Source organism: Clostridium putrefaciens (assembly GCF_900461105.1).
Taxonomy (GTDB): domain Bacteria; phylum Bacillota; class Clostridia; order Clostridiales; family Clostridiaceae; genus Clostridium_L; species Clostridium_L putrefaciens.
The window spans coordinates 2,348,316-2,372,966 of the sequence record NZ_UFWZ01000001.1; the positions used below are offsets into that span (position 1 = coordinate 2,348,316).

Annotated in this window: 23 protein-coding genes; 7 read left to right on the forward strand and 16 right to left on the reverse strand. The window is 28.2% G+C overall.

Annotated features, from left to right (window positions below):
* Positions 1 to 61: 61 nt before the first annotated feature.
* Entirely contained in the window at positions 62 to 2,068 is a 2,007-nt protein-coding gene (locus DY168_RS10555) for a cell division protein FtsA (RefSeq protein WP_115641713.1), read from the reverse strand.
* 143 nt (positions 2,069 to 2,211) lie between these two features.
* On the reverse strand, positions 2,212 to 4,218 hold the full coding sequence (locus tag DY168_RS10560) for an ATP-dependent helicase (protein ID WP_115641714.1): 2,007 nt from the start codon (positions 4,216 to 4,218) through the stop codon (positions 2,212 to 2,214).
* Positions 4,219 to 4,416: 198 nt separating this feature from the next.
* Between DY168_RS10560 and DY168_RS10565 the strand changes: the two genes are divergently transcribed.
* Positions 4,417 to 5,904 carry a nicotinate phosphoribosyltransferase gene (locus tag DY168_RS10565; RefSeq protein WP_115641715.1) on the forward strand — a complete coding sequence of 496 codons (1,488 nt, stop codon included), beginning with the start codon at positions 4,417 to 4,419 and terminating at the stop codon, positions 5,902 to 5,904.
* 72 nt (positions 5,905 to 5,976) lie between these two features.
* Here DY168_RS10565 and DY168_RS10570 read toward each other — a convergent pair whose 3' ends face one another.
* Positions 5,977 to 6,177 carry a hypothetical protein gene (locus DY168_RS10570; protein ID WP_115641716.1) on the reverse strand — a complete coding sequence of 67 codons (201 nt, stop codon included), beginning with the start codon at positions 6,175 to 6,177 and terminating at the stop codon, positions 5,977 to 5,979.
* Between the two features lie 224 nt (positions 6,178 to 6,401).
* On the opposite strand from DY168_RS10570, the gene DY168_RS10575 reads away from it, so the two are divergent.
* Positions 6,402 to 6,956 carry a QueT transporter family protein gene (locus DY168_RS10575; RefSeq protein WP_423237232.1) on the forward strand — a complete coding sequence of 185 codons (555 nt, stop codon included), beginning with the start codon at positions 6,402 to 6,404 and terminating at the stop codon, positions 6,954 to 6,956.
* Positions 6,957 to 7,170: 214 nt separating this feature from the next.
* On the opposite strand, the gene DY168_RS10580 is transcribed toward DY168_RS10575, so the two are convergent.
* Positions 7,171 to 7,506: a hypothetical protein gene (locus tag DY168_RS10580; RefSeq protein ID WP_115641717.1), complete on the reverse strand. Its 336-nt coding sequence runs from the start codon at positions 7,504 to 7,506 to the stop codon at positions 7,171 to 7,173.
* Between the two features lie 234 nt (positions 7,507 to 7,740).
* On the opposite strand from DY168_RS10580, the gene DY168_RS10585 reads away from it, so the two are divergent.
* Together DY168_RS10585 and DY168_RS10590 are read left to right on the forward strand one after the other, a co-directional pair.
* On the forward strand, positions 7,741 to 8,646 hold the full coding sequence (locus DY168_RS10585) for a DUF5685 family protein (RefSeq protein WP_115641718.1): 906 nt from the start codon (positions 7,741 to 7,743) through the stop codon (positions 8,644 to 8,646).
* Positions 8,647 to 8,651: 5 nt separating this feature from the next.
* Positions 8,652 to 9,248, forward strand: coding sequence for a J domain-containing protein (locus DY168_RS10590; protein WP_115641719.1), 597 nt, complete (start codon positions 8,652 to 8,654; stop codon positions 9,246 to 9,248).
* A gap of 548 nt (positions 9,249 to 9,796) precedes the next feature.
* Here DY168_RS10590 and DY168_RS10600 read toward each other — a convergent pair.
* Together DY168_RS10600 and DY168_RS10605 are read right to left on the reverse strand one after the other, a co-directional pair.
* A complete protein-coding gene (locus DY168_RS10600) occupies positions 9,797 to 10,945 on the reverse strand; it encodes a DUF4317 family protein (RefSeq protein ID WP_115641721.1) in 1,149 nt (382 codons plus the stop codon).
* A gap of 31 nt (positions 10,946 to 10,976) precedes the next feature.
* Complete coding sequence (locus DY168_RS10605) at positions 10,977 to 11,462, reverse strand: thioredoxin family protein (RefSeq protein ID WP_115641722.1); 486 nt, start codon at positions 11,460 to 11,462, stop codon at positions 10,977 to 10,979.
* A 467-nt stretch (positions 11,463 to 11,929) separates the two neighbouring features.
* Here DY168_RS10605 and perR point away from each other — a divergent pair, with 467 nt between their 5' ends.
* A complete protein-coding gene (gene perR, locus DY168_RS10610) occupies positions 11,930 to 12,349 on the forward strand; it encodes a transcriptional regulator PerR (RefSeq protein WP_115641723.1) in 420 nt (139 codons plus the stop codon).
* A 133-nt stretch (positions 12,350 to 12,482) separates the two neighbouring features.
* On the opposite strand, the gene DY168_RS10615 is transcribed toward perR, so the two are convergent.
* Positions 12,483 to 13,715, reverse strand: a complete 1,233-nt coding sequence (locus DY168_RS10615) for an ABC transporter substrate-binding protein (protein WP_115641724.1) — start codon at positions 13,713 to 13,715, stop codon at positions 12,483 to 12,485.
* 145 nt (positions 13,716 to 13,860) lie between these two features.
* Between DY168_RS10615 and DY168_RS10620 the strand changes: the two genes are divergently transcribed.
* Both DY168_RS10620 and DY168_RS10630 read left to right on the forward strand, forming a co-directional pair.
* Entirely contained in the window at positions 13,861 to 14,793 is a 933-nt protein-coding gene (locus DY168_RS10620) for a VCBS repeat-containing protein (RefSeq protein WP_115641725.1), read from the forward strand.
* 200 nt (positions 14,794 to 14,993) lie between these two features.
* Positions 14,994 to 15,356, forward strand: coding sequence for a bactofilin family protein (locus DY168_RS10630; protein ID WP_115641727.1), 363 nt, complete (start codon positions 14,994 to 14,996; stop codon positions 15,354 to 15,356).
* 57 nt (positions 15,357 to 15,413) lie between these two features.
* Here the strand turns inward: DY168_RS10630 and DY168_RS10635 are convergent, their stop codons facing one another.
* The 9 genes from DY168_RS10635 to DY168_RS10675 all read right to left on the reverse strand — a co-directional run bounded on the left by DY168_RS10635 (position 15,414) and on the right by DY168_RS10675 (position 24,637).
* Entirely contained in the window at positions 15,414 to 15,830 is a 417-nt protein-coding gene (locus DY168_RS10635; protein ID WP_115641728.1) for a hypothetical protein, read from the reverse strand.
* Between the two features lie 63 nt (positions 15,831 to 15,893).
* The gene (locus DY168_RS10640; RefSeq protein ID WP_115641729.1) at positions 15,894 to 16,157 is read right to left on the reverse strand and encodes a hypothetical protein; all 264 of its coding nucleotides are present in this window, start codon (positions 16,155 to 16,157) and stop codon (positions 15,894 to 15,896) included.
* Between the two features lie 136 nt (positions 16,158 to 16,293).
* Positions 16,294 to 16,758 (reverse strand): hypothetical protein, encoded by a 465-nt coding sequence (locus tag DY168_RS10645; RefSeq protein WP_115641730.1) that lies wholly within the window; start codon positions 16,756 to 16,758, stop codon positions 16,294 to 16,296.
* Between the two features lie 210 nt (positions 16,759 to 16,968).
* Positions 16,969 to 17,559, reverse strand: coding sequence for a ribosome biogenesis GTP-binding protein YihA/YsxC (gene yihA / locus DY168_RS10650; protein ID WP_115641731.1), 591 nt, complete (start codon positions 17,557 to 17,559; stop codon positions 16,969 to 16,971).
* A gap of 1 nt (position 17,560) precedes the next feature.
* Complete coding sequence (gene lon / locus DY168_RS10655; protein ID WP_115641732.1) at positions 17,561 to 19,882, reverse strand: endopeptidase La; 2,322 nt, start codon at positions 19,880 to 19,882, stop codon at positions 17,561 to 17,563.
* A 392-nt stretch (positions 19,883 to 20,274) separates the two neighbouring features.
* Positions 20,275 to 21,564, reverse strand: coding sequence for an ATP-dependent Clp protease ATP-binding subunit ClpX (gene clpX / locus DY168_RS10660; protein ID WP_115641733.1), 1,290 nt, complete (start codon positions 21,562 to 21,564; stop codon positions 20,275 to 20,277).
* 38 nt (positions 21,565 to 21,602) lie between these two features.
* Positions 21,603 to 22,196 (reverse strand): ATP-dependent Clp endopeptidase proteolytic subunit ClpP, encoded by a 594-nt coding sequence (gene clpP, locus DY168_RS10665; protein ID WP_029450905.1) that lies wholly within the window; start codon positions 22,194 to 22,196, stop codon positions 21,603 to 21,605.
* 178 nt (positions 22,197 to 22,374) lie between these two features.
* Positions 22,375 to 23,670 (reverse strand): trigger factor, encoded by a 1,296-nt coding sequence (gene tig, locus DY168_RS10670; protein ID WP_115641734.1) that lies wholly within the window; start codon positions 23,668 to 23,670, stop codon positions 22,375 to 22,377.
* A gap of 148 nt (positions 23,671 to 23,818) precedes the next feature.
* The gene (locus DY168_RS10675; protein WP_147291424.1) at positions 23,819 to 24,637 is read right to left on the reverse strand and encodes a hypothetical protein; all 819 of its coding nucleotides are present in this window, start codon (positions 24,635 to 24,637) and stop codon (positions 23,819 to 23,821) included.
* Positions 24,638 to 24,651: the final 14 nt, after the last annotated feature.

The following is a 24,651-nucleotide window of genomic DNA, read 5'->3' on the forward strand; positions in this document are numbered from 1 at the left end:
ATATATCCTTTAAAGTTAAATATATATAGATGTATTTAACTAACCTTTACAACTAATCTTCCTATGACCAATAAACCTTTATAATATCTCCATCTTCTAGTTTATCTAAATAAGAAGCTTCTTTTTTATTAAGTTCTAAAGTTATTGTGCCTTTTGACATGGTAAGATCAAAATTAATATAATTAAATATATCCACAAAAACATATTCATTTTTGCCTTTAAGAACTATTTCATCTCCATTTATATTTACTTTGATTTCTATTGCTACATATTTTGTCTTTCCGTCTTTGACTGATACATCGTTTAATTTTTTATCAAAGTTATTATTTAATTTAGCCTCTTTGTATATTCTGTCTCCTTCTCTTATTATATAATCATCTTTAAGCACTTTTCCATCTTTTCTAAATATACCTTCTTCTTTTAGTGTATAATATTTGAAATCTTTTAGTGTTACAATATTTATTATTTCAATAAAATCTTCATCTTTTATTATTGAATCTATATCTTTCTCTTTACCATTAATCATACATTTAGGCTCTAAATTTTCAATTTTGTCATTATAAAAAAATGATACACAATCTACTCCTTTTATATACTCTTTTATATTAGGTTCTGAATCCTTTCCATCCAATGCAAACTTTACTTCTATAGAGTCCCCTTCTTTAACTGTGGAATCTAAACTTCCCTCTTTTCCATTTATAAATATGGTAGAATTTTTACCAAGACTACCAAATGCTAATCTTGTACTACCATTTAACGTAAATCTTATATTCTTACCATTATGTCCTATTAACATCTTAGGATTTATACCTGCTTGAAGTAATGCATCGATAGCCTTATGATTTTGAACATTAAAAAGGCTTATTACCTCACCATTTAGATAAACATCTATAAAGTTTTCACCTAGACTTTTTATTGCCATAAGACCTATCCCAAGTACTGTAACCCCTATGCTACCGAGGGAATTATCTAGACATATACAATCTAGAACAGCTTCTCTTCCTTTTATAGCAGTTCTTTCAAGAGGTAAATTAAGTTTTTCGCTAAGCTTTTCCCTAATATATGGAGTATGAGCTCCCCCCCCTACAAAAAAAACAGCACTTGGAGATTTATCTCCATTAAGCTCTAATATCTTATGAGCAATTGCATTAGTTATCTTATCTACAACCGGTAGTATAAGCTTTATTATTGCCTCTGATTTAACTTTGTTTTCTAAACCTAGCACATCTTTATATGTTATATCTTCGTTAGTTAAAAGTGACCTTTTTATGATTTCAGCTGTATTAAAATCTACTAGAAAGTTCTGTGATATAACTTCTGTTATTTCATCTCCTGCCATTTGAACCATTCCAAATGCTGATATACTATCTTTATTACTTATTGCAATATCTGAGGTACCAGCTCCTATATCTACCAATGCTAGATTTAATAATCTTAAGTTTTTAGGTATGGCTGCTTCTATTGCTGCAATAGGCTCTAAAGTAAGGCTTACAACCTTTAAATTAAGTCTATTCATCACTGAATATAAGCTATCTATTACCGTTCTTGGCAAAAATGTGGCGATAACTTCAACGCCTATATTTTTCCCCTTATGAGATAAAAGATTTGAAATCACATATCCATTAAGATAATAATTCACTATGCTATATCCAACACAATAAAGCTTACCATTTGAAGATTTATTTGTTTCATCTTCTGCTTTATTAACCGCTGTAAGTTCAAGCTTTCTTAGAGACTCTTTGCTTATTTCCTTATCCTCGTTTATATCTAAATCAGCCTTTACCTTTGTAGTTCTTAAAAATCTTCCAGCGGCAGCTATTGCCACTTCTTTTAACTTCACGCCTAACTTGTCCTCTAAGTTAAGTTTAACAGCTTCAACTGCTTCAGATACCTTGTTTATATCATGAATCTGACCATCTACCATAGATCTTTCTTCATGCTCTACATAATATTCAGCTATAACTTTCAGCTTTTTATTTTCTACTATTCCAACTGATCCTATAACAGATCTAGTTCCTATATCTAAAGCAAATATTATATCTTTAGGATTTATATTCATTTTTTTCATTTTGTACTTCGCCTTCCTATTAAAAATCTCTTATAATAACAACCTTTATCTTTTAGATATATTATACAACAAAGCCATGTAAAATCGTATTGCTTTTTTATATAACTAATAACCTATATTCTCAATATATCTTTTTAGTATATTTAATTTAAATTTGTTATCAACTTATTCATATAAAGAACTTTAAAGTCAAATCTTCTTTTAACTCCATCTATAAACTCTATTTCTAACTCATATCCATGTACAGAAGTTATAATTCCCTCTTTAAATGCCTTATGATAAATTTTATCTCCCTTTTTATAAGGTATAGATATTCGTTCTTCTTGTAACTTACATTCTTTTATAAATGGCGATATATCTCTTTTCTTTCCCCTCATATATTCAGTAGAATATATAAACAAGTTATCTATAGCCCTTGTTATTGCAACATAGAATAATCTACGTTCCTCTTCTAAACTATCCTTTTTACTATTAACATGTGGTATTATGTCATCATTGCAATTTATTATATATACATTTTTAAATTCCATTCCTTTTACCCCATGAATAGTGCTCATTATAACAGCATCTTTATTTTTAATCTTTTTACTGTCTTCTATCTCTTCCTTCACATTTTCTACGTGAGCTAAAAATAAAATAATGTTATTATATTCTTCAGAGGCATTTTTAAATTCCTCTAACATATCCTCTAAATCAGATAGTTTAATTTTAAACTTTTCACTGTACTCTCTAAGGTAATTTATATATCCAAGATCCGTAATAATAAAATCTATAGCACTTCTTAAAGACAATTTATTAAGCCATAATACATCTTTTCGAAGATCCTCTACAGCCCTTGCCTGAAAGGCAGCTAACCCATCAATATCTTTCAATATACAAAAGCAATCATCTTTAAACTTATAATTTCTAACCTTATCTAAATTCACTTTACTTATATATCTAAAAGGTTTATTTATTATTCTACAAAAATCCTGTCTATTGAAAGGATCTATAGAAAGTCTTAGGTAAGCTATCATATCTTTACATATAAAATGTTCAAAAAAATTATATTCTTTGTCTAGCAGTACAAAAGGAATCTTATTTCTTATAAACGTATCTATAAGTGGCCTTGATTCAAGATTAGTTCTATATAAAATAGCATTATCCTTATACTTGCAATCTTCCATCTGTAAATATAGGTTTATCTTTTGTGATATATCATTACTTTGAAATGCTTCATCTAAAACCTGTTTGTTAAATATAGGCTTTCTATCTTTTCTATAAGATTTTATAACCTTATTATTTCTCATTTTATTAAATTCTATAAGATTCTTTGCTGTTTCTACTATGTTTTCTGTACTTCTATAATTATATAATAAATATATCTTACTTCCACCTTTAAATGTATTAGAAAAGTCAACCATACATTCAGGTTTAGATCCTCTAAATGAGTATATACATTGGTCTTCATCACCCACTGCAAATATTGAATTATATTTATTTAAAAGTTTAAGTATATGTATTTGAGTATCATCACAATCTTGAAATTCATCTACTAACATATATTTAAAAAGTTTTCTATATCCGTCTAAAATCTTTTCATCCTTTTCAAAAAGCTGTGCTGTATTTATTTGAATATCATCAAAATCCCAAAGGCCATTTTCTTTTTTATAGCTTTCATAACCTTCAAAACAACTTCTAAAGATTTCCTTATCCATACTAGGATTGAAATCTTCTATTTTTATAAAGCTACTCTTTAAAATTGATATATCATTAAGTACCTCTCTTACCTTTTCTTCACCTATCTCATCTAAATACTGTACAAGTACATTGTTTATTATTCTATAGGTATCTCTTTGTTCTATAATCTTTATATTTCCATAATGCCTGTTACATATCTTGTAGAAAAGTCCATGGAAGGTTCCAAAGAAGGGTGCATTTATGTCCTTTGTCATATTTAAATATCTTTCCTTCATATTCTGTGCCGCAGATCTTGTAAATGTTATAACTACAATATTATTAGGATTTACATTTAACTCTTTAACAATATAATTAACTCTATTCACTATTACAGTAGTTTTACCACTTCCTGGTGCAGATATTATTAAAAGGTTTTTCTCTTTTGTTGTAACCGCATTTTTTTGATATTCATCTAAAGAAAAACTCATCATTTCATTCCTTTCTTAAATCTTATATAAAATTAATGTTAATAATCATTATGTCCACTTTTACTATCTATATTTATACTATTATATATCTTTATAAATATTATTTGTTAAAATAAAATATTAATTTATATAATATAAATTTGTTATATTATATATATAGGTTATAATTATATAAAAGCTTAATTTAAAAGGAGATTTGATATGGCTAATATAACAAAATTCGACGTTCATAATCATAGAAATCTTACTATGTTAGTAGATTTTTATGAATTAACCATGGGCAACGCTTATTTAAATAGCAATGTAGCAAATAAAATTGCCTATTTTGACATGTTTTTTAGAAAAGTGCCTGATGGTGGTGGATACTGCATAATGGCTGGTGTAGACCAACTAATTCAGTATCTAAGTAGCCTTGAATTTACAAAGGAAGATATATCTTATTTAAAATCTAAAAATATGTTTTCTGATGATTTCTTGAAATATCTTGAAGATTTTAAATTTTGTTGTGATGTTTGGGCTGTACCCGAGGGAAATCCCGTTTTCCCAAATGAACCCTTAGTAACTGTAAAAGGACCCATCATCCAATCTCAATTTATTGAAACTATGATCTTACTTACTATTAATCATCAAACCCTTATAGCCACTAAATCAAATAGAATATGTAGGGCTGCTGGTGATAGACCTGTTATGGAATTTGGTTCTAGAAGGGCTCAAGGATACGACGGAGCTATTTATGGGGCAAGGGCTGCTGTTATAGGTGGTTGTAGTTCTACAGCGTGTACTATAGCTGACGAGATCTTTGACATACCAGCTGCTGGAACCATGGCACACAGTTGGATTCAGTTATTTGAAACTGAATACGATTCATTTAAAGCCTGGGCAGAAACCTATCCTGAAAGTTGTGTTCTTCTTGTAGATACTTATAATGTTATAAAGTCTGGTATACCTAATGCTATAAAGGTCTTTGATGAAATCCTTAAACCAAAGGGGCTAAGACCTTCTGCAATTAGAATCGATAGTGGTGATATTACCTACCTTACAAAACTATGCCGCAAAATGTTAGATGAGGCTGGTTATGAAGACTGTGGAATTATCATTTCTAATTCCCTAGATGAGTACATAATATCTGATGTTCTATCACAGGGAGCAAAAATAAATAGCTTTGGAGTTGGTGAAAGATTAATTACGGCTAAATCCGAACCAGTCTTTGGTGGTGTGTACAAGTTATGTGCCATAGAAGAAGATGATGGAAGTATAACACCCAAAATTAAAATAAGTGAAAACGAAGAAAAAATAACTAATCCGGGTTTTAAAAAGATTTACAGAGTATTTGATAATAAAACACATACAGCTATAGTCGATTTAATAACTTTAAATGATGAGGTTATAGATGAAACTAAGCCTCTTGAAATATTTAACCCTGTTTATACATGGAAGAAGAAGAAAATAAAAAACTATTATGTAAAAGACCTTATGGTAAAGATATTTGATAAAGGTGAATCTATATACCAAAGTCCACCGGTACTTGAAATAAAAGAATATGCAAAAAAAGAAACCTCAAAACTTTGGCCTGAAGTATTAAGATTCGAAAATCCTCATACTTATTATGTAGACTTATCTACAAAGCTTTGGGGTGTAAAACAAAACTTATTACATAAGTATTCCGAATCCTATAAAGACAACGAATAAAAACGTAATAGCAAAAAGGCTTTCAGTAATTTGGTTATTGAAAGCCTTTCTTAACTTAAATTTCATATGGTATTATAATATCATTTGTTCTGATTTCTCTGGTTTCTCTGATTCCTCTGTACTTAATCCCATTAATTTATCTAGTAGCATACTGTTATTAAAATCATAAAATTTAAATGGACATTGATTATCTTTATTACAAGAAAAAAATACGCAATCTTTAAAACATTCTTGTATTTCATTATCATTAGACCAAAATGGACAATAGCTCATATCTTCTTCCCCCTTTACCACCATTGCTAATTAAAATCATTATATTCTAATTTTCCTAAAAATTAAAGGGTTAAATGTAAATATTATGTTACATATGAATAAATTAAATACTTGTTAATTAATATTCAATTTTCTATTTACTATTTTAAAGACTATGATATAATTTATAAGGTTACTATAGTGTTTTCTCCTTGTACCCACTAGTAAAAAAAGGAGGTGTTTTTATGAATAACAAACTAATAATAATTTTATTTTCTTTTTTAACCTTATTTATGCTAATTGCAGTATTTAAGTATTATTTAAAGGAGATATCTTTAAATAAAATGATGAAAATGGCTGTGGTCGCAGCTATCTATGCAATAATAACCATGGGGCTTGCGCCTATAAGTTATGGTCCTCTTCAAATTAGGATTTCAGAAGTTATGGTATTGCTTGCATTTATAGATCCACTTTATGTGCCAGGATTAGTTTTGGGTTGTGTACTTGCAAACATTACTAGCCCCCTTGGTATAGTAGATGTCTTCTTTGGAAGCTTTGCCACCACTATAAGCTTATTTATGATAACAAAATCAAAAAATGTTATTATTGCTTCTTTATGGCCAACAATTTTTAATAGTGTTATTTTAGGCCTAGAATTTACCTTGTTAACAAATGCTCCTTTTATAGCAACTGCTTTATACATCGCTTTTGGAGAATTTGTAGTAGTTACAATACTTGGATCTACTATCTTTAAAGTAATACTAAACAAAAAGTATATTGTTGATCAATTGAAACTATAGTAACTTAATAAAAATAACCTTAGCTAAGGGTACAGTAGCTAAGGTTACTTTTATATTTTCATATGGAATATAAACTAATTTAACTTTTATTAATCTCAAAGTGATAAATTATTAACAATTACACCCGTGTTTAAATCATTCAATAAATACAATTACATAATTATAACTGTATCTCCAGTCTGTTTATACATAGTAATAGTTAATTTACAATTTTCTACTTGTCACACTTCTTTCCAGCGTTCTTAACTACTGTAATATTAATAATTTCATTTTGAAAAGCCTTTAGCAAAGCCTTTTCTAAAACCTTTTCCTGATCAAAGTTGGCTATATCCTTACAAACAGCAAATACCTTGTTAAGTTCTCCGTACATATTTCTATATGAAAGTGTTACATTTGGTTTATCATACTCAACATCAATGATCTTAAGCCCCCAAGAGATTTGAGCAAAATCTTCATTAATTTGCAGCTTTGTCATGTCCCTTAACTTTTCGTCTTCTATTTTTGTGTTGTCAATTATTATTAATTCATCCCCTACTTTATATTTACTCATGTTCTACCTCCTTTAATTCAAGTTCATAATCTAATTTTATCATAACTTCTTTAAACATACCATTATATAAACAATTTATATAATAATTTATAAATATATCTTAACTTAAATGTAGATTTAAATCCTCCAACTAATTATGATAACAATCTTTGATACTATGATAATTTTTATGTTATAATCACCTTATGTAACAGTCATTATTGCAAACTCTATAAATATAAAGGAGACATATATATGTTTGGATATGTTACTCCATGTAAGATGGAACTTAAAATAAAAGATTTCGAAATATTTAAAGCTTATTATTGTGGTGTATGTAAGTCTATAAAAAGTAGTTATGGTAATATACCACGTATTTCTCTTAATTATGATATGACCTTTTTAGCTATCCTAATAGATGCTCTTTTAGATGAACCCTTCCATCTAAATCTTAAACGTTGTCCTGTTCATCCACTAAAGAAAAGGTTATATGTTACTAATAACAACTCAGTAAATTATGCTTCAAACCTTAATATAACTTTGACACATTATAAACTTTTAGATGATTTGAATGACGAAAAGGATTTTAAATATAAAATACTATATTCAATTTCTAATCTGTACATAAAAAAAAATCCGCTCTATCTAAAAGATGTTGAAAGTCAAATACAGATCTCCCTAGAAAAACTTTCAACCCAAGAAAAAAATATAAACGAAACTAATATAGATAGTATAAGTGACACCTTTGCTGATCTTACAGGTATACTTTTAACAAGTTATAACTTTAAGGATCATAGCTTTATAGAAGACCTTTATTGGCTTGGATACAACCTTGGAAAATGGATATATCTAATAGATGCTATAGATGACTTAAAGGATGATATGAAACATAATAAATTTAACCCTATAAATCATTGTTTTAATGAAAATAATTTAAGTTATTTAGAGTTTTATCCTTTAATAAAAGATAGGGTTGAGTTTACATTAGTTTACTGTGCTTCACAATGCATTGATATCTTTTACAAACTACCAATTAAAAAGAATAAAGATTTAATAGAAAATATATTAAAATATGGCTTAATGGAAAAAACGGATAAAGTATTCTTCCCTGAAAAATATAATAAAGATAATATTTATATAAATCTAAAAAAGGAAGTGTAATTATTATGACAGATCCATATAAAATACTAGGAATTAAAGAAACGGCTACAGATGAAGAGATAAAATTAGCCTATAGAGAACTTGCTAAAAAGTATCACCCTGATCAATATGGAAATAATCCATTAAAAGATCTAGCAGAGGATAAGATGAGAGAAATAAATGAAGCTTATAATTATCTTTTAAAAGATTCTAAAAACAATAGTTCAAACCAAAATTATAGTAATGAAAATTATCATTCTGAATATAATAATCTTAGTGAAATAAGAATGTATATTCAAAGAGGAGATATAAGATCTGCTGAAAGCGCTCTAAATAATATAAAAGTAAGGAACGGTGAATGGAATTATCTTATGGGTATGGTTCATCTAAAAAAGGGTTGGAATGATAGTGCATTCAATTATATATCAATAGCTTGTAGGTTAGATCCTAATAACTTTGAATATAGGCAAGCATTAAATATGATGAATAATAGTACTACAGGTTATAGACAATCATACGGTAATTCTAGTAGCAATGGTGGTGCCTGTGATATATGTCTTAAGCTTTGGTGCCTTGATACTATGTGCGAATGCTTCGGTGGAGATTGTATCCCTTGTTGCTAAGTAATAATTAATAAATTAAATAAATAAGGAGGATTTAAATGGATAAGAGTAAACATATTGCTAAAGGTGGACTTTTCACATCTCTAACTGTGATAATATTATATATTTCAAGTATAATCCCCACAAGCAAATTAACTTTACTTGCAATAACCACTTCAATAATGTCAATTTCAATCTTATCTATTAATATAAGATCCTCCTTTATAGTTTATATAGCGTGCTTTATATTATCCTTTATACTAGGACTAAAAGGTTTTTCTATTTCATACCTTCTTTTTTTTGGTATTTATGCTTTTATGAAATACTATATAGAAGGATTAAGGAAACCTTTTTTAGAAATATTATTAAAATTAATATTTTTTAATATCTCTATATTAATACTTTTTTATATCTATAAGCAATTATCCTTCCCTATGCCTTCTATTAATATTCCTTATTATATATCATTATTAATTTTACAGGTTATGTTCATAATTTTTGATTATGCCTTAACCCTTATAATCTTTCAAATAAACATATATATTAAAAAATTCATTTAATGTGCTATTCTATTTTTCCAAAGCTAAGCTTAAATCTTCAATATCTTTTTTAACTTCATCATCTTTAATTTCTATGTCACCTATATAGGATTTTTCATCCATGCTTATCATAAGATACCTCTTACCATCTTCGCCTACATTTTGTTTTATTTTATCTAATGCTGCAGGACTTATATTTATAGTTACATATTGATTTTCAATCTTCAAAGATTTAGACTTAGAATCTGGTAATATACTATTTATATTGAAAGCATAATCGTCTTTAGTTAAAATATTTTTACTTATATTTAATAACTCCTCTTCTTTAAGAGCGCTTTCTTCTTCTATAAAGGGAAGTATATCTCTTATAGTTAAGCTTTCCTCACCATTTTCCTTTTGTTCGCCTAAAAACTCATATAAGTCTTTTAATGTGGATATCTTTAATCCATCCTTTGCAGAAAACTTTATTATATTTGAAAAGTTCTCCTTATCTTCTGTAAGGGTAGGTTTTATTTCACAATTTAGTACCCCTTTTATAAATCCCTCATCTAAAGTTTTTATTTTACCATTATAATATAGTGTTTTATTTAAGTCTTGCCCTTCTGAATCTAATATAGGATATAAGAATCCTTGTATCGGAGCATTTAAATCTAAAATAACATCTAAGTTAGAACTTTCTTTAAAGCTTTTACTTTCATAATCAAATTTTAAAGACTTTTTAGGTGCAGCCACTCTATTTATCGATACTAAAATAAAACTAGGATTTTCATCTAATAAAGAATTTTTATCTATAGTATATCTACCCTTTAATATATTTATAGTAATATCAGTATCATATATACAGTTTTCGTATATCTTATTTACTAAATCTTTCATACTATCCTCTTCAATATCCTCATTCAATAAATTAAGAAGTATATTTTGAGTACTTAATTCTTCCTTTTCAATAAAATCAAGTTGAAATAGCTTTTCATCTATATTACCTGTTAATAACCTTTTAAAATTATTAATATATAATTTTTGAACTTCTTCCTCAATTATATTAAAATCCTTTTTTTCACTAAATATTATCTTTCCACTATCTTTTTTAAAGTAACAACTATATATTTCTTCTATCTTCAATATATTACTATTAGATTTTATATTTTTCTTTATAACTGCTATCTGCTTTTTATCCATATATGCCTCCTAAATATTAATTCCCTTAAAATTATCTATTAGAAAAAATAATATTTAAGAATTCTTCTTCTACAAGAATATTATATTTCCCTTCCCTATAATCCTCAATGAACCTTCTCTTATCATCAATCTTTGCACTAATTACTTTTGCTTTTAGTTCTTCTGGAAATTCTACGTATACACCTAAAGCTTTCATGTCCTTATCAAAAAACATAAACGTTGGAATTCTTGCCTCACCTAAATTTTCTTCTAAAAACTTTTCGTTTCCTACTCTTTTAAATATATATATTGCTACATTTGAATTTATCTCTTGAAATCTTTTTAACATAGGTAAAGAAACATTACAGTCAGGACAATACCCCTCACTAAATGCTATGACATTTATAGTTTCATCTAACTCTTTTAGTTTTACAATGTTTTGGTCACTTATAAGTGTCTTATCATATATGTCTAAATGTTCCTTTGTAGCGGATTCCATATATTTTTCATAGCTTAAAGCTTCATTTAAATCTACCAACCTTAAAACCTCCTAATGTTAATCTTTTGTTACAAATTAATTTATATATAATAATAATAGTACTATATTATAGTTATTATCATTAAAACGTCTTATACCTTATATAATTCTAATAAAGTATTAAAAGTCCTTCTTTGTTTATTATAAACAGGTAAAAAAAAGAACAGAATTTCTGTTCTTTAAAGTGAAATGAACACGTGTAAATATTGTTAATTTATTAACAGCCTTAAATTTATTCTATCACATTTTCATAAAAATACAAGTGTTTTATTTATGTCTTTATTTTACACTCCTCTTTATTTTGTCTATACAACTAAAACTTATATTATTTATACTTTATTAATGTTATAATGTATTCGTGCTTATTTGATACATAAATAACATTATGTTGAATTTATAATTATATTTTGACTTGTGATAATTTTTATTATATAATAGAACTAATTAAATAATAAGGATGGTGCACAATGGATAATATAACAGCTATTTTTAAAGAAAAAAAATTAAAGCTAACTCCGCAGAGGATTGCTGTTTATAAGTATCTTCAATCCACTCATGAGCACCCATCGGCTGAAGCTATATATAAGTCACTTCAACCTTCCTATCCTACAATGAGCTTAGCTACCGTTTACAAAGCTTTAAAAACTTTAGTAGAAGTAGGCCTTGTTCAAGAACTTAATGTAGGCGAAGGAAACTTTAGGTATGATGGGCGAATTGGAACACATCCCCATATTCAATGTATGTGTTGTAATCGTGTGGATGATATAGAAGGTATAACCTTTGACGAACTTAACAATACAATAAAACCCTATACGGATTATGATATAGTAACTAATAGATTATACTTTTATGGATTATGCGCTAAATGTAAGGTATCAAATGAATAGTATTCTTATTGTCTGTTCTAATTAATAATAGCTACTCCTAACCTTTAGGAGTAGCTATTATTTTATTCTATAATATTTATTTTTGTTAGAAACCTTCCCCTCTTGTTACTATACCTATTATTACACTATATCATTAATATGACTCTCTTATTAACTTCGTCCACTCATCTCCACTGTAGCTACCCCTTAATATATCATATATTTCTGATTTAACTTCATTTCTTATTTTAGGCGGCAAGCTATATATAAATGGTATATTAGTCATATTGCTAGAAATTATATCACTTTTTAAATTAGAATTTATTAAATGATTATCTTCCATAGCTTTTATATTCCCTGTAACAAAGCCATTTTCTGATGCCCGCATCTGAAATTCATCGCTATAAATAAACTTCATAAAATCCATTGCATCTTCTTGATTCTTAGAATTATTTGCAACTGCAATTAATGATTCCATAAATACTACTGGGGTCTTTTCTTTACCTATAAGTTTATAGTTACTAAATACTTTTGTATTTAATTTTTCTTCACCTTTATTATAAGATGAAGCTACAATGCCCATTGGATATCTCCCCTTATCGATATAATTTAATATATCTTTATCTTTTACTTCTAACATATCTTTAGTTAGGTATTTATCTTTAGTTAATTTATTTAGTCCTTCTAAAACAATTTGAATATCCTTAAAATTATTATACTTTTCAGCATTTCCTTCATAAATATGTTCTAACTCTTTTTTATTTACTAAGTTATCCCCTAGCAACACAGTAATTACTTCCATAGCATCAATAGATTCAGGAGCTACAATTGGTATTTTAATATCTTTAACATTTATAAACTTTAATAGCTCTTCAAGTGTGAACTTATTAATTTCTATATCTTTATCCTCAAAATACTTCTGATTATATATTATTTGCATTGTGAAGGGTAAAATCCCTACAGCAAAATATTGATCTCCTTTAATCCCATAAGAAGTTATTATATTATAAAACCGATCATTTATATCGTTTTTCTTGTAAAATTCATTTAAATCAGCTATAAGTCCCTGATTACTTAGATCTAGTATATTGTTCCTGCTCGTTATAACTAAATCTATATCCTTAGTATCTTTCAAACATGCACTCATGTCATTTTTATTAGTGGTAGCTTTTATATTTATTTTTATTCCTTCTTCCTGCTTCTTATATGATTCTATAGCAAATTTAATCATATCCATTGAAGCTTCATCCTTTGTATCAACAAATATATTTATAGTATTACTTTCCTTATCATCATTATTCTTTTCTGATTTCCTTAAGGCACATCCAGATAAACTAATTAATAATAAAATTATAGTGATTATATATATATTCTTATGTGTTTTCATATTATCCTCCTAGTATGTAAAAATTATAAAGTCCTATATCTTGAAATATTATTATTTCTATCATATTCTGCAGTAATTTCAAATATATCTTATATATAAGAGTTAAATATATTTTTAGATTCATATAATTAAAAGAGGTGGGTTTATGAGGTTGAAGGTATTTACATTTAAAAAAGCTTATTCAATATATATTATTATTATTATTATACTTTCTTTATTAATTATTCCTTGGCCTAAGTTCAATAAATCCTCTACTACCTTTGTTTCTTTAAATGATTCAGAAAGTATTAAAGGCGATTTTAATGGAGATGGTGAAAATGACATACTTTATTCAAAAGTATCTAAAAATAAATATTATCTCCAGATAAATACCAAGAATGAAACTTATTTTTTAAAACCTTTCAAAAAGATTAATACCTTAGGAGAATCCTATCAACATTGGCCTTTAAGGGCTACAATGATGAGTATATCAAAAAATAAACCACCCTCAATATTTACACAATGCTCTGAAAATGACATTCCTATACAGCATGTGTTCTACTGGGATGAACATAAATTTAAAGATATTTATTGTTCAAATAACAATGTAATAGGCTTTTTAGATAACGGCAATAAAAGGTCTCCAAAATTTCTATCCGGAAATATAAAAGATGGTGAATTTACTATGTGTTATAATATACTACTTAAGAAGGAATTAAACCAGTTTAGTTATGACACATCAAATCTTCCTGGAGGAGATTCAATCTTAGGACTTATCCATTACATAGAGAACTTACCTGAAGGTGACTCTAGTAACCTTGACATATTTTATAGTGGATTAATGTCTAAAAACATCTCTTCTTTAAATCAACTATCTGTAGATGGAACTAATTTTAAGTTTTTAGATGGATTTTTCACTGATACAAGTTGGGATAATAAAAATAGTCCTTTAGAGATAAAATGGAATCTAAACTTTAGTTCCACATTAGAATCTAACCAAAATTCAAAAGTTCAATATTGTTTAAGCGTTCTATTGAGACCTTGTGATACTTATAATAATAAATTTAAAATTTATTCTGTATCTATATTATATAATTAATTCTATCGCTTTAATTAGTCTAAAAAAAATAAGGGCCGCTAAAAGCGACCCAAAGGGGGATGGGGGTTTTGTATCGCTAAAAAATTTAGCTATAGGAGATATATCTCCTATCTCCTTAATATTATTGACATATAAATTTAAAATATACACTATTCAAAAAAACTTTTTATAATTTTTTATTAATTTTAAGGGGGATTAAAATGTTTTCTGATAAGGATGGTAAAAACCTTGATCGAATAGAGACTCTAATAGGCGAGCTATGCAGTATAGTAGGTAACATTTCTGGCGAAGGTCTAATTAAAATAGATGGATCTATAGATGGCGACATCAAATGGAAGGATGATATTATAATCGGCGAAACAGCTCTATACAATGGCAATATAAGTTGTAAGAATGCTAAAGTGAACGGGAGGGTTAAAGGAAACATAACCTGTGAAGACAATCTTATAATAGAGCCTTTAGGAAATATATCTGGGGATATTACGGTTAAGCATGTAACTATAAAAGAAGGTGCATCATTAGATGGAAGATGTACTATGTTAATAAATAAGATTCAAGATTAAGCAAAAATATAAAAGGCTATGTTTTTAATTAAAAACATAGCCTTTTATAGGTATTCATTAATCATCTTCTGATAAATATATATCTATTACATTATCAATTATATCTGATCTATCACCTAAAAAAGGTTTTAATGAGTTTAAAAGCTGTACAATAGCTTCATTTCCTACATTAATATCTATGTTTCTTCTTATTTGATTGTTTGATTTTAAAGCAGCATTATTATTTGTATTATTAGCAGTGGTATTATTAGGAACCCCTTGATTGTTCATAGTGCCAATTAAATCTGCTATATTTAAATTACCAAGATCAGTACCATTAGAATTTAAAAGTCCTAACATGGTAGATAGCTTATTCATATCTACATTATTTAACATAGACATCATAGGATTCATACCACCATAATTTCCATTGTCATTTTGTATTTCTGGTTGCCTAACTTCTCTATCGTAATCCTTCCTTTTCTTTTTTCCCATTATGCGCCTCCTTATTATATAACTTTTTTGGAGGGCTTTTCAGCCCTCCAATTTCCTTTTAAACTAGCAACATAAAGTTTTTCCCATGTTACCTCCACAGCAACACCAGAATAAAAGGATTAAAGTATATATCCTATTATTATTTATTAATCCTGTTTCACCTAAAATTAATAAGAATGGTAATAGGGTACATATATTGAGTCCTCTGCTTCCACAGATGCTTCCACAACCATTTCCACAGTTGTTTCCACCGATGTTTCCGCAATTACTGCTAACATTACCTCCACATCTACACTCTTTATAACATTTACACTTACCTTTTGACATTTTGAACCCCCCTTTCTTGGGCAATGGTTTTATTGTAATCTAATCTTTACATTTAGTTTTGTAATAGCTTAAGTGAGATTTTAATACTCTATAGTGTTAGTTGAAATACCTAAGCTCTTTATTCTATTTTGTTACTTTAACACTTATCTTTGCATGTAGAGTTTCCCCTGTTAGAACATAGAATTAATATTAAAACTATTATCCAACACCAATTACCGCCAAAGCCGCCAAGGCCGCCAAAACCGTTATTGTTGCAAGAATTTGCAGGTCTACATATTAGTTGTTCAGGACGTTCGCAATAATCACAGCATTTACACTTTTTCTTTTTGCATTTGCAATCACAAGCTTCTAAACAAACAGTATTCCCTTGATTTCCTTGTCCAAAACCGCCTTTATTGCAGCAACAAAAGATGAAAAATATTAGTAGTAGCAAGTTATTGTTCTTTGAACCACCCTTTCCTCCCATGAGAGACGAAATGTTATTCATATTTAGGCCATCCATATTTAAGTTATTCATATTAAGTCCATCCATGTTTAAACCCTCCATATTTAATCCCTCTGTATTATTAGTTAATTCACTTATTAAACTTGTTATATCCACTTTACCTCCTCCTTTCCCTAAACCTTTATTTTGCTTTGGTTATACTATATACTATTCCTTCCATAATATTTTGTTACTTATACTTACACTTTATTTATACTAATATTTTATATACTTAATAACCATCTAATTTCAATGTAAGTATTTGTGTATGCGAAAAAAAGCTTGATACTATATTCATATAGTATCAAGCTTTTATCAAATTATATTTTACTTTAATGCTAGATCTTCAAACAATAGATTTACAAGGTCCTCTCTTCCATCCTTTTTAACAGCTGAAAAGAATATCAACCTGTGTTCCGGCTTTAAGTTTAATGTATCCTTTATAAGTTTTTCATTCATAGCTTTTTCTCTTTTTGATATCTTATCGCTCTTAGTTGCAATTACAACTACGTCATAATTATTATAATTTATCCACTCATACATCATAACATCATCTGGCGATGGTTTATGTCTAGAATCTACTAATAGTACAACTCTATTAAGCGTAGTGCTACTAACAAGATATTCTTCAATTATCTTACCCCAACGTGCCTTTTCAGTTTTAGAGACTTTAGCATATCCATACCCTGGAAGGTCTACCAAGTGAAAATCATCATTTATTAGAAAGAAGTTTATAAGTCGTGTTCTACCTGGTGTAGAACTTACCTTTGCAAGCTTTTTTCTATTTGTCAAAGCGTTAATAAGTGAAGACTTACCTACATTAGATCTTCCTAGGAATGCTATTTCTGTCCTCTTATCCTCTGGATATTGCCTTTTAGTTACGGCTGATGTTACAAAATCTGATGTTTTTATTATCATTTTACTTCTCCTCAATTAAAGCATCTTTTATAACTTCATCTATATGTGTAGCTACAATAAAGTTTAATTTGCTTTTTATAGATTTAGGCATTTTTAATAGATCTTTTTCATTTTCTTTTGGTATTATCACTGTATCTATACCTGCTCTATAAGCTGCCAAGCATTTTTCTTTAAGTCCGCCTATAGGTAGTACTCTACCTGTTAAAGTTATTTCACCTGTCATGGCAACATTATGTCTTACCTTTTTCTTAGACAGTGCTGATACTATTGCACTTATCATGGTAACCCCTGCTGAAGGTCCATCTTTTGGAACTGCACCTTCCGGTACATGTATATGCAAATCTGTTGTCTTATAGAAATCTGGATCTATACCATACTTAGACGCATTTGCTCTAACATAACTATATCCTGCTTTAGCTGATTCTTTCATAACATCGCCTAATTGTCCTGTAAGTTCTAGCTTTCCTGTTCCACTCATGGCACTTACTTCTATAGGTAATATATCTCCACCATAAGCAGTCCAAGCCATTCCTGTAACTACGCCTATTTTATCTTCTTTATCTGCTTTATCATAAGTAAACTTCACATTTCCTAAATACTTTTTAATTTGACTTATTGTTATATTTTCTGATTTAGTGTCTTTTTCTAGCATTTCTGTTAAGCTCTTTCTTATAACAGACGCTATCTGTCTTTCTAAACTTCTAACACCTGACTCTCTAGTGTATCCCTCTATAATTTCACTAATAGCACTGTCAGTAAATTTGATTATATCTTCATCTACATTATGTTCTTTCAATTGTTTAGGAACTAAGTGTCTTTTAGCTATATTTAGTTTTTCTTCATAGGTATATCCTGATACATCTATTATCTCCATTCTATCTAAAAGAGGTCTTGGTATTGTATCTAATGTATTTGCTGTAGTTATAAACATTACATCTGAAAGATCCATTTCGAGCTCTAAATAATGATCCCGAAAAGTATTATTTTGCTCTGAGTCTAATACTTCTAATAAAGCATCTGAAGGATCTCCTCTAAAGTCATTACTCATCTTATCTATTTCATCTAATAAAAATAAAGGATTTTTAGATTTGGCTTGCTTCATACCATATACTATTCTTCCAGGTATAGCTCCAACATAAGTCTTTCTATGTCCTCTTATTTCTGCTTCATCCTTTACTCCACCTAAAGACATCCTAACAAAATTTCTATTTAAAGCATGAGCTACAGATTTAGCTATAGATGTTTTTCCAACCCCAGGAGGCCCTACTAAACAAAGTATTGGCCCTTTTAGAGACTTACTCATATGCTTTACTGCTAAATATTCTATTATCCTATCTTTTACATCATCCAATCCATAATGCTCTGCTTCTAATATTTCTCTTGCTCTTTTTATATCTACATTATCAGTAGTTTCAACATTCCAAGGTAGCTCTAATATCCAATCAACGTATGATCTTATAACCCCACCTTCAGAAGAATAACTTCCTGTGTTTTTTAATCTTTCTAATTCATGAAGAGCTCTTTCCTTAGCTTGTTTTGGAAGCTTTGCTTTTTTTATTTTATTTTTATATTTGGTTATTTCTTTTTTTTCTTCGTCATCTTCTCCTAGTTCTTCTTGAATTGCTTTTAATTGTTCTCTTAGATAATATTCCTTTTGAACTTTATCTATTTTGTTCTTTACTCTTACTCCTATCTTTTTTTCTATATTTAAAATTTCAAGTTCATTATTTATAACTACAATTAATTTTTCTATTCTCTTAGCTATATCAAATACTTCTAAAAGTTCTTGCTTTATATCACCCTTAAGCATTAGATAAGAGCTAATTATATCACATAACCTTCCTGGGTCTTCCATATCATCAAAGCTAATTAAAGCTTCTGAAGGTATAGTTGCTGATAATTTTATATAATCTTCAAATACCTCTCTAAGCGTTCTAACTAAGGCTTCACATTTGTTATCTTTTACATAGTCGTCTTCTTCTAACACATTAATTTCTGCTTTATAAAAAGGCTCTTTTTCTACATATTTTATAATTTTAGCTCTGCTTAATCCTTCTACTAATACTCTTACCGTATCTCCTGGTAATTTTAATATTTGTTTTATGCTACACAAGGTCCCTACAGTATAGATTTCGCTTTCTTCTGGTTCTTCTATCTTCGCATCTTTTTGAGATACAAGAAATATTTCCTGATCCCTCATCATAGCTTCCTCTAATGCAGCAATAGACTTTTCTCTACCTACATCAAAATGTAAGACCATATAAGGAAAAATAGTTATTCCTCTTAAAGGAATAAGAGGAATTTCTTTTACTTTTTTATCCATTTTCTTACCTCGTTTCTCTGGTATATTATACATTATTTTTAAATTTATTATACATAAATAGTAAATTATACACTTTAAATATCAAATGATTCTAATTATCAAACTCTTTTGGAAACACTTATATATATTAATCAATCTTATTTAGTATACACATATTACTATTAAATTTCAATTATAATATAGAGTTAATCCTACTAGACTTATATAAATTCAACTTTTTATACTTATGATAATGTAATCATATCAAAATCAAACTAATAAGTGTTAAGTATTTTGATTTAAAATAAAAACAAAGTTTTACTTGTATTTAAAAATAAACAACTCCTTGAACTAAGGAGTTGTTTATAATTAAATTTATATTTAAATAAATAGCACAGTATAAGTTCTATAACTTAAGCACTTTCTATGCCTTTTTTACTCTTAGACTTTTTTGGTTTGACAGGTAATCTTTTTTGTCCTTCTACTCTTTCGAAAAGAGGCTTTTTAGTTGTTACAGATTCTTTAGTTATTATAACCTTGTGTATTTCTTCATCTGAAGGAATATCAAACATTATATCTCTCATTATCTCTTCAATTATAGCCCTAAGACCCCTTGCTCCAGTATTTCTATTTAGTGCTTCTTCAGCTATAGCTTCTAAAGCTCCATCTTCAAAATCTAAAGTTACATCATCTAATTCAAACAATTTCTTATATTGTTTAACAAGAGCATTTTTAGGTTCACTTAGTATACTTACTAAAGCATTTTTATCTAAAGTTTCTAATGTAACAACTATTGGAAGTCTACCTACGAATTCTGGTATAAGTCCAAACTTTAAAAGATCTCCTGGTAATATATCTTTAAGTAATTTACCCATATCCTTTTCATTTTTAGACTGAATATTTGCTCCAAATCCCATAGAACTTTTTCTAGTTCTCTTTTCTATTATCTTATCCACACCATCAAAAGCACCTCCACATATAAATAATATATTAGAAGTATTAATTTGTATAAACTCTTGGTGAGGATGTTTCCTTCCTCCTTGAGGTGGAACTGAAGCCACAGTACCTTCTAACATTTTAAGAAGTGCCTGTTGAACCCCTTCTCCAGAAACATCACGGGTTATAGATGGATTTTCTGATTTTCTTGATACCTTATCTATTTCGTCTATATATATTATGCCCTTTTCCGCTCTTTCAACGTCATAGTCTGCATTTTGAATTAGCTTTAAAAGTATATTTTCAACATCCTCACCTACATATCCTGCTTCTGTTAATGTAGTAGCATCAGCCATAGCAAAAGGAACATTTAAAAATTTTGCTAGGGTTTGTGCTAATAATGTCTTTCCTGAACCAGTTGGACCAAGCAATAATATATTACTTTTTTGAAGTTCAACATCATGTTCACCCTCATTAGAATTTATCCTTTTATAGTGGTTGTAAACAGCCACCGCTAAAGATCTCTTTGCATCATTTTGAGAAATGACATATTGATCCAAGTAATTTTTAATTTCAGTTGGTTTAGGAATTGAAGTTACATCTAACTGCAAGCTTTCTTCAAATTCATCTGTAATAATTTCTGAGCATAGTTCTATACATTCATCGCATATATAAACTCCAGGACCTGCTATAAGTCTTCTTACTTGATCCTGGTTTTTCCCACAAAAGGAGCACTTCAATTGCTTTTTATCATCATATTTTACCATAGTTACACCTCGCTAAGGTCAAATTAAAAAAAGTTAGTTTATACATCTAGTTCATTTTTCACTAAAACTTTGTCTATTATTCCATAATTCATAGCTTCTTCTGAAGTCATGAAATAATCTCTTTCTACATCTCTTTTTATAACTTCAATTGGTTGACCTGTTCTCTCACTTAATATCTTATTTAATAAATCTTTTGTTCTTAATATTCGTCTTGCATGTATATCTATATCTGTTGCCTGACCTTGAAATCCACCAAGTGGTTGATGTATCATAATTTCACTATTAGGAAGAGCAAATCTTTTTCCTTTTGCTCCTGCTGTTAATAAAAATGATCCCATAGAAGCTGCCATTCCCACACATATTGTGGATACATCAGGTTTTATATATTGCATAGTATCATAAATAGCCATACCAGATGTTATCGATCCTCCTGGACTATTTATATATAAATGTATATCTTTATCTGGATCTTCACTTTCCAAGAAAAGTAGTTGAGCTACTATAAGGCTTGCAGTAGTGTCATTAACTTCATCACTTAAAAGTATTATTCTATCCTTTAAAAGTCTTGAAAATATATCGTAAGATCTCTCTCCTCTATTAGTTTGTTCTACTACCATAGGTACTAAACTCATACCATTACCTCCTTAAAATATCTTACATTATATAATATAACCAATTTTTCATATTGTAACTATATAATAATATTTATTTAATATTATTATATACTATTATACATCAACTTCTATATAAATTCTATTGTATTAAAAACAATTGCCAGAAACTAATCATTCTGGCAATGTGATTTAAATCTTATTCTTCTATAACTTTACTGCTTTTTACTATGAAGTCTAATGTCTTTGCAATTATAACATCTGATTTTAATAATTCTCCTTGAGCGTTAACAATTAATTCAGCTGTTTTTTCTATTTCTTTATCGCCATATTGTGTTGCAACTTCCATAGCCTTTTCTCTTATTTCTTCTTCTGTAGCTTCTGTTTTTTCAACTTCACTAATTTTTTGAAGAACTAAGTCAGTTTTAACCTTTTTCTCTGCGTTTTCTTTCATAAAGTCTCTCATTTTTTGTTCTGTATTGTTAGTATATGAGTAATAAGTTTCAAGATCTAATCCTTGATATTGTAGTCTCATTTCTAAGTCCTTCATCATTTGATCTATCTCTTTTTTAATCATTACTTCTGGTATATCTATAGTTGCATTAGCGCAAACAGCTTCTACTACAGCTTCTTCAAATTCTCTTTTTTCTTTTAATTCATTATCTTCTGCTAACTTTTTCGCTATATCTTTTGTTAATTCTTCTAAAGTATCAAACTCAGATACCTCTTTCGCAAATTCATCATCTAAATTTGGAAGTTCCTTAACTTTTATTTCATTTACCATTACTTCAAAAGTAGTTGGTTTTCCATTTAAATCTTCATTTCCGTAGTTTTCTGGGAAATTAACATTAATATTTTTACTTTCTCCAACTGCAGTTCCTATTAATTGTTGTTCAAAGTCTCCTATAAATGTTCCTGATCCTATTTCAAGTGGATATTCTTTTCCTTCTCCACCTTCAAAAACCTCTCCATCTATAAAGCCTTTAAAATCTATAACTGCGATATTGCCATCTTCAACCTTGCCTTCTTCTTTAACTTCTAATCTAGCATTTTTTTCCTGCATAGCTTTAAGTTGTTTTTGGACTTCTTCTTCGTCTATTTCATATTTTGGTTTTTTTATCTCCAGTCCTTTGTATTCTCCAAGTTTAACTTCAGGTTTAACTACAACTTTTGCAGTATAAATAAAGTCTTTTCCTTCTTCTATTTGAACTATGTCTATTTCAGGGTAATCTACTACTTCAAGGTTATTTTCATCAATAGCTTTTGGGTATGTATCTTCACAACAGAAATTTATAGCATCTTCATAAAGTACTTCTATGCCATAATATTGTTTTAAGATTCCTATTGGTGTTTTGCCTTTTCTGAATCCTGGTACATTGAATTTTTTTACATTCTTATTATATGACTTCTTCAATGCTTCACTAAAATTCTTAGCATCTACTGTAATTTCTAGTTTAACCATGTTTATTTCTGGTTTTTCCATTTTAACATTCATTCTGTAATTCCTCCTAATAAACTCTTATATTAAAAGCTATATATTAACCTACACATTATAACATAATTTTAAAAACTTTTTCAAATATTATATGTAATAATTTAAATTTAAGATCAAACTATAGTTTTTTATAAGGTGTTTAAAATATTTATTTTATTATATTATCATCAATTGTTATATAATTTAAAGTACCATCTGCATCTATTTCAAGTCCTTTATCTTTAATACCACTTATAGTTAAATTTTGACCTGATATATCTGTTTTTTTATGCGATAAACCATTTAAATCTAAAATCCATATATATTTATCTTCTTTTTTAAACCAAGGAAGCTGGCTTACATATGCTATTTTTCTATCATTATAAAATTTAGGCGTACCACACCATATATATGATGGTTCTTTTGCTAATACTGAATCCTTTTCAAAAATTTTATTAGCCGAAGCCGATGTAAACTTTTTTAAGGTACCGTCTATATATTCTCCATTAATATCATAAACAAACAGATTTTGGGTATCCTCCTCATATATAATCATATTTTTCCCCGAAGGATTTATATCAAAACTTACCTTTTGTCCATTACTATCTAAAAATTTATATTTTTTTTCTTCATTTTGATTTTCATATATAAGTTTTACTGTAGAGCCGTTAGTAGTATTAATTTCATAATAAAGTTCTTCCATAGGAAGATTGTCTTCTTCTTCATCAATTTTCAAAGTTTCTTCTTTTATCTTTATTTCTTCTTTTATTTTTGTTTCTTCTTCAATTTGTTGATTCTCTTCTATATCTTGTTTTTCTTTGTTAACTTTATATTGTTTTTTTGTTTCTTCTATAAAATTAGGTATATACCCACTATAGAAAATAGTTCCTACAATAATAATTATAACCAAGATTATAATTGTTATCTTAAATTTTCGTTTACGCATTCTTCTTTGATAATCCTTGCTAAATATACTAAGCTTACCCATATCTCCCCTCCTAG

Bases quoted from the DNA above. Each gene is read 5' to 3' on its own strand.
- DY168_RS10555 (WP_115641713.1), bottom strand. From the start codon at position 2,068: ATGAAAAAAATGAATATAAATCCTAAAGATATAATATTTGCTTTAGAT.
- DY168_RS10560 (WP_115641714.1), bottom strand. From the start codon at position 4,218: ATGATGAGTTTTTCTTTAGATGAATATCAAAAAAATGCGGTTACAACA.
- DY168_RS10565 (WP_115641715.1), top strand. From the start codon at position 4,417: ATGGCTAATATAACAAAATTCGACGTTCATAATCATAGAAATCTTACT.
- DY168_RS10570 (WP_115641716.1), bottom strand. From the start codon at position 6,177: ATGAGCTATTGTCCATTTTGGTCTAATGATAATGAAATACAAGAATGT.
- DY168_RS10575 (WP_423237232.1), top strand. From the start codon at position 6,402: ATGAATAACAAACTAATAATAATTTTATTTTCTTTTTTAACCTTATTT.
- DY168_RS10580 (WP_115641717.1), bottom strand. From the start codon at position 7,506: ATGAGTAAATATAAAGTAGGGGATGAATTAATAATAATTGACAACACA.
- DY168_RS10585 (WP_115641718.1), top strand. From the start codon at position 7,741: ATGTTTGGATATGTTACTCCATGTAAGATGGAACTTAAAATAAAAGAT.
- DY168_RS10590 (WP_115641719.1), top strand. From the start codon at position 8,652: ATGACAGATCCATATAAAATACTAGGAATTAAAGAAACGGCTACAGAT.
- DY168_RS10600 (WP_115641721.1), bottom strand. From the start codon at position 10,945: ATGGATAAAAAGCAGATAGCAGTTATAAAGAAAAATATAAAATCTAAT.
- perR (WP_115641723.1), top strand. From the start codon at position 11,930: ATGGATAATATAACAGCTATTTTTAAAGAAAAAAAATTAAAGCTAACT.
- DY168_RS10615 (WP_115641724.1), bottom strand. From the start codon at position 13,715: ATGAAAACACATAAGAATATATATATAATCACTATAATTTTATTATTA.
- DY168_RS10620 (WP_115641725.1), top strand. From the start codon at position 13,861: ATGAGGTTGAAGGTATTTACATTTAAAAAAGCTTATTCAATATATATT.
- DY168_RS10630 (WP_115641727.1), top strand. From the start codon at position 14,994: ATGTTTTCTGATAAGGATGGTAAAAACCTTGATCGAATAGAGACTCTA.
- DY168_RS10635 (WP_115641728.1), bottom strand. From the start codon at position 15,830: ATGGGAAAAAAGAAAAGGAAGGATTACGATAGAGAAGTTAGGCAACCA.
- DY168_RS10640 (WP_115641729.1), bottom strand. From the start codon at position 16,157: ATGTCAAAAGGTAAGTGTAAATGTTATAAAGAGTGTAGATGTGGAGGT.
- yihA (WP_115641731.1), bottom strand. From the start codon at position 17,559: ATGATAATAAAAACATCAGATTTTGTAACATCAGCCGTAACTAAAAGG.
- lon (WP_115641732.1), bottom strand. From the start codon at position 19,882: ATGGATAAAAAAGTAAAAGAAATTCCTCTTATTCCTTTAAGAGGAATA.
- clpX (WP_115641733.1), bottom strand. From the start codon at position 21,564: ATGGTAAAATATGATGATAAAAAGCAATTGAAGTGCTCCTTTTGTGGG.
- clpP (WP_029450905.1), bottom strand. From the start codon at position 22,196: ATGAGTTTAGTACCTATGGTAGTAGAACAAACTAATAGAGGAGAGAGA.
- tig (WP_115641734.1), bottom strand. From the start codon at position 23,670: ATGAATGTTAAAATGGAAAAACCAGAAATAAACATGGTTAAACTAGAA.
- DY168_RS10675 (WP_147291424.1), bottom strand. From the start codon at position 24,637: ATGGGTAAGCTTAGTATATTTAGCAAGGATTATCAAAGAAGAATGCGT.